Raw genomic sequence first — 4263 nt, 5'->3', positions numbered from 1 at the left:
GCACGCGCCACCCTAATCCGGTGGCGCACTTTGACTTGGAACACCAAATATGAAAACCGCAGGCAACCTCGTTGTTCTTGGCAGTATCAATGCCGATCACATCCTCAACCTTAACTCTTTCCCGACACCTGGTGAAACCGTAACCGGTAACCATTATCAGGTCGCATTTGGTGGTAAAGGCGCGAATCAGGCTGTTGCTGCGGGGCGTAGTGGCGCGAATATCGCATTTATTGCCTGTACGGGTGATGATGATATTGGCGAAAGTGTTCGTAAACAGTTAGCCAAAGATAATATCGATATTGCGCCGATTAGCGTAATTTCGGGGGAGTCGACCGGTGTGGCGTTGATTTTTGTGAATGGTGAAGGTGAGAACGTCATCGGCATTCATGCTGGTGCGAACGCGGCACTTTCGCCTGCGCTGGTGGAAGCTCAGCATGAGCGTATTGCCCAGGCGTCTGCCTTACTGATGCAGTTAGAGTCGCCGATCGAAAGCGTACTGGCTGCGGCAAAGATTGCACATCAAAATAAGACCACGGTAGCCCTTAACCCGGCCCCGGCACGTGAACTTTCTGACGAACTGCTGGCGCTGGTGGATATTATTACCCCGAATGAAACCGAGGCTGAAAAGCTCACGGGGATCCGGGTTGAAAACGATGAAGACGCGGCCAAAGCTGCGCAGGCATTGCACGCGAAGGGGATCCATACTGTACTGATTACCTTAGGCAGTCGCGGGGTGTGGGCCAGCGTAAATGGTGAAGGTCAGCGTGTGCCAGGGTTTAAAGTGGACGCCGTTGATACCATCGCTGCTGGGGATACCTTTAACGGCGCGTTAATTACAGCGTTACTGGAAGAGACTCCGCTGCCTGAAGCGATCCGATTTGCACATGCCGCTGCGGCGATTGCGGTCACCCGTAAGGGCGCACAGCCTTCCGTTCCATGGCGCGAAGAAATAGAAGCGTTTTTAAGTCAACAGAGGTAACGCTTGGCTACAATGAAGGACGTCGCCCGCCTGGCGGGGGTTTCCACGTCGACGGTTTCTCACGTCATTAATAAAGATCGCTTTGTCAGTGAGTCTGTCACTGACAAAGTTGAAGCGGCGATTAAAGAGCTTAACTACGCGCCCTCAGCGCTGGCGCGTAGTCTCAAGTTAAACCAGACCCACACTATTGGCATGTTAATCACTGCCAGTACCAACCCCTTTTATTCCGAGCTGGTGCGCGGCGTTGAACGTAGTTGTTTTGAACGCGGCTACAGCCTGGTGCTGTGCAACACTGAAGGTGATGAACAGCGCATGAACCGTAATCTGGAAACGTTAATGCAAAAACGGGTGGACGGCTTGCTGCTGCTCTGCACGGAAACACATCAACCTTCCAGGGAGATCATGCAACGCTATCCTTCTATACCGACCGTCATGATGGACTGGTCGCCTTTTGATGGTGAAAGCGATCTGATCCAGGATAACTCCCTGTTGGGCGGGGATTTAGCCACTCAACATCTTATCGAAAAAGGTTTTACGCGCATTGCCTGCATCACCGGGCCGCTGGATAAAACTCCAGCGCGTTTACGTCTGGAAGGATATCGGGCGGCAATGAAGCGGGCGGGGTTGCCGGTCCCGGAAGGTTACGAGATTACCGGTGACTTTGAGTTCGGCGGCGGCTTTGAAGCTATGCAAACGTTGCTGTCGCATAAACAGCGACCGCAGGCCGTTTTTACCGGCAATGATGCCATGGCGGTTGGCGCGTATCAGGCTCTGTACCAATCGGGATTGCGCATTCCGCAGGATATGGCGGTGGTGGGTTATGATGATATCGAGCTGGCGCGCTATATGACGCCGCCGCTGACGACCATCCATCAACCAAAAGATGAACTGGGCGAACTGGCCATCGATGTATTAATCCACCGGATGGCGCAGCCCGCATTACAGCAACAGCGCCTGCAACTTACTCCTGTTTTGATGGAGCGAGGGTCGGTTTAGGATTATGTCGCTCTTTAATCAGATTACGTCCATCTTTTGCTTTTAGCAGCATGAACATGAGCGCAGACACTACCGTGATAGCGCCCATCGTCATAAAGGTGTAGTGGAACTGCTCGACCGTATTGGTTCCTTCCATACCTTCATAGATACGCAGAACGGCAGCGCTGATGGCGACCCCTAAACTGATTGATAACTGCTGAGTAACGGCCAGCACACTGTTGCCGCTGCTGGCGTTTTCATCGGTCAGGTCCGCCAGAGTGATGGTATTCATGGAGGTAAACTGGGTGGACATCGCCATACCCAAAATGAACAACGGCAGGATCAACATCCAGACCGGCATGGCGGGAGATTGCAATGCGAACTGCGCAATCATCAGGCCGATAAATACCGTAACACCCACCAGTGTGGTTCTGTAGCCGAGCCGGCGCAGCACCTGCGTCACCATTGATTTCGCCAGTATTGATCCCAGCGCCGTTGGCGCCATCATGCAACCGGCTATCAGCGCCGGGTATCCAAAGCCTACCTGCAACATCAGCGGCATTAAGAAGGGCACGCACCCTGTACCCAGACGAGTGGCAAGGTTTCCGGCGATCCCGACGGAAAAAGTTCGGGTCTTAAATATAGGAAGCGATATTAGCGGCGTTGGGTGACGACGCGCGTGGCGAATGTAGGCGAGCAGTAACAGAATGCTGGCAAGAATAATGCTGAGCGCTATCCAGGTCTCGACAAGCTTCTCACCGAACAGCTCTACCCCGCTGGAAAACAACACCAGGCTCAAACCAAACAGAAAGAAACCGGTCATATCAAAACCGCGGCGCGGCGTGGTGAAGTTCGGCATATATTTGCGGGCATAGAAGATACCGGCAACCCCAATTGGAATATTAATCAGGAAGATCCAGTGCCAACTGGCCCACGTGACCAGTACACCGCCCAATACCGGACCTAAAATCGGCCCCACAAGTCCAGGCATGGTTACGAAGTTAAGCACGGGAAGCAGTTCGCTGCGGGGGTAAGCACGCAATAATGCCAGACGGGCAACGGGCATCATCATAGCGCCGCCAATGCCCTGAATGATGCGGAAAATCACCAGTTCGCTTAGGGAGCTGGACAGCGCACAGGCCAGCGAACCCAGCGTAAACAGGCTAACAGCTATCATAAAGACGCGCCGGGTACCAAACCTGTCTGCCAGCCATCCACTCACCGGGATCAGCATCGCGACCGTCAGGGTGTAACTGATAATGGCTGACTGCATGGCGAGCGGAGAGCGGTTAAGGCTGTGTGCTATTGCGGGTAAGGCGGTATTGAGGATCGTGGCGTCTAGTGCCTGCATAAAAAAGGCCATGGCTGCTATCCACGGTAGCCCGGCCATACTGCGTGATTTCTTTTCTGACATATTATTTATCCGGTAGCACGTTCGGTGCTATCAGCAATGCCTGACAGGCAGCGAAGGCGCGATCGCCATCGCTCTCATCTATTGCGTCGACAATGGCCTGGTGTAAATCCAGCTTGACCACGTCGTTATAGGTAATAGAGGTAAAGTAGGTCTGGTAAACGGAATGGAAGAGTGACGCGAAGGAGATAAGGAACGGGTTCGCACTCATTTCATAGATGTGTTCATGCCAGGCGATATCAACCTCAATCCAACGCTCGCGTCTGAAGTTTCTTTTCAGCTCGACCATTTCTTCCATCAGCGTGTTGAGATGCGCTTTCTGTTCTGCCGTACCTATAGTCGCCGCCAGTAAACACGCCTGAGGCTCCAGGCTGATACGCATCACCAGAAAATGTTTAATGACCTGAGAGAAATTATCTTCCGTCATCCACCAGGTGAGTAGCTCCTGGTCGAGGAAGTTCCAGTTTGCCTGCGGCATGACGCGTGTACCAATACGCGGGCGCGGTAATACCATACCTTTTGCCGTTAACGTCTTTACCGCTTCTCTTACCGCGGTACGACTCACGCCAAACTGATCGCCCAGCTCTATTTCGCCAGGCAATATAGCGCCCGGTGCGTATTCACCTTTTAATATTCGCTGAGCCAGCTTTTCGGCCAGAACGTAGGACAGGTTTTTCTGTGCGGCTAGCTGTTGGGCATTTAACGGCATGAATGGTTTTCCTTACTTTATTTCCTATTCATTAGTATGCCACCTGGAAGCGTTATTGCGGCTGCAAAAGCGGCAATTTGCTTATTTTATGGCATGTTAATGGTGGTTTTGCTGAAAAAACACGCACTCGGAAAGTTATTTTAAATTTCCCCTTGTCAGCCTGAAATAACTCCCTATAATGCGCCTCCA

4 protein-coding genes are annotated in these 4263 nt (G+C 52.5%); 2 read left to right on the top strand and 2 right to left on the bottom strand.

Features of this window, described 5'->3' with window-relative positions; genetic code table 11:
• The first annotated feature begins 49 nt into the window (after positions 1 to 49).
• Together rbsK and rbsR are read left to right on the top strand one after the other, a co-directional pair.
• Positions 50 to 979, top strand: a complete 930-nt coding sequence (rbsK, locus tag FDW87_RS00610) for a ribokinase (RefSeq protein ID WP_016157826.1) — start codon at positions 50 to 52, stop codon at positions 977 to 979.
• Between the two features lie 3 nt (positions 980 to 982).
• Positions 983 to 1975, top strand: a complete 993-nt coding sequence (gene rbsR, locus FDW87_RS00605) for a ribose operon transcriptional repressor RbsR (RefSeq protein WP_016155093.1) — start codon at positions 983 to 985, stop codon at positions 1973 to 1975.
• Here rbsR and mdtD read toward each other — a convergent pair.
• Positions 1941 to 3368, bottom strand: coding sequence for a multidrug transporter subunit MdtD (gene mdtD, locus FDW87_RS00600; RefSeq protein ID WP_137379358.1), 1428 nt, complete (start codon positions 3366 to 3368; stop codon positions 1941 to 1943). The two genes, rbsR and mdtD, sit on opposite strands and share 35 nt — an antisense overlap.
• A 1-nt stretch (position 3369) precedes the next feature.
• Positions 3370 to 4074, bottom strand: coding sequence for a FadR/GntR family transcriptional regulator (locus tag FDW87_RS00595; RefSeq protein ID WP_016157828.1), 705 nt, complete (start codon positions 4072 to 4074; stop codon positions 3370 to 3372).
• Positions 4075 to 4263 lie beyond the last annotated feature (189 nt).

It is taken from the genome of Citrobacter sp. wls826 (assembly GCF_005281245.1).
GTDB classification, from domain to species: Bacteria; Pseudomonadota; Gammaproteobacteria; order Enterobacterales; family Enterobacteriaceae; genus Citrobacter; species Citrobacter braakii.
This window is presented reverse-complemented; position numbering and strand designations above follow the sequence as displayed.

Excerpts from the sequence above, each read along its gene's own strand:
- rbsK (WP_016157826.1), top strand. The coding sequence starts at position 50 with ATGAAAACCGCAGGCAACCTCGTTGTTCTTGGCAGTATCAATGCCGAT.
- mdtD (WP_137379358.1), bottom strand. The coding sequence starts at position 3,368 with ATGTCAGAAAAGAAATCACGCAGTATGGCCGGGCTACCGTGGATAGCA.
- FDW87_RS00595 (WP_016157828.1), bottom strand. The coding sequence starts at position 4,074 with ATGCCGTTAAATGCCCAACAGCTAGCCGCACAGAAAAACCTGTCCTAC.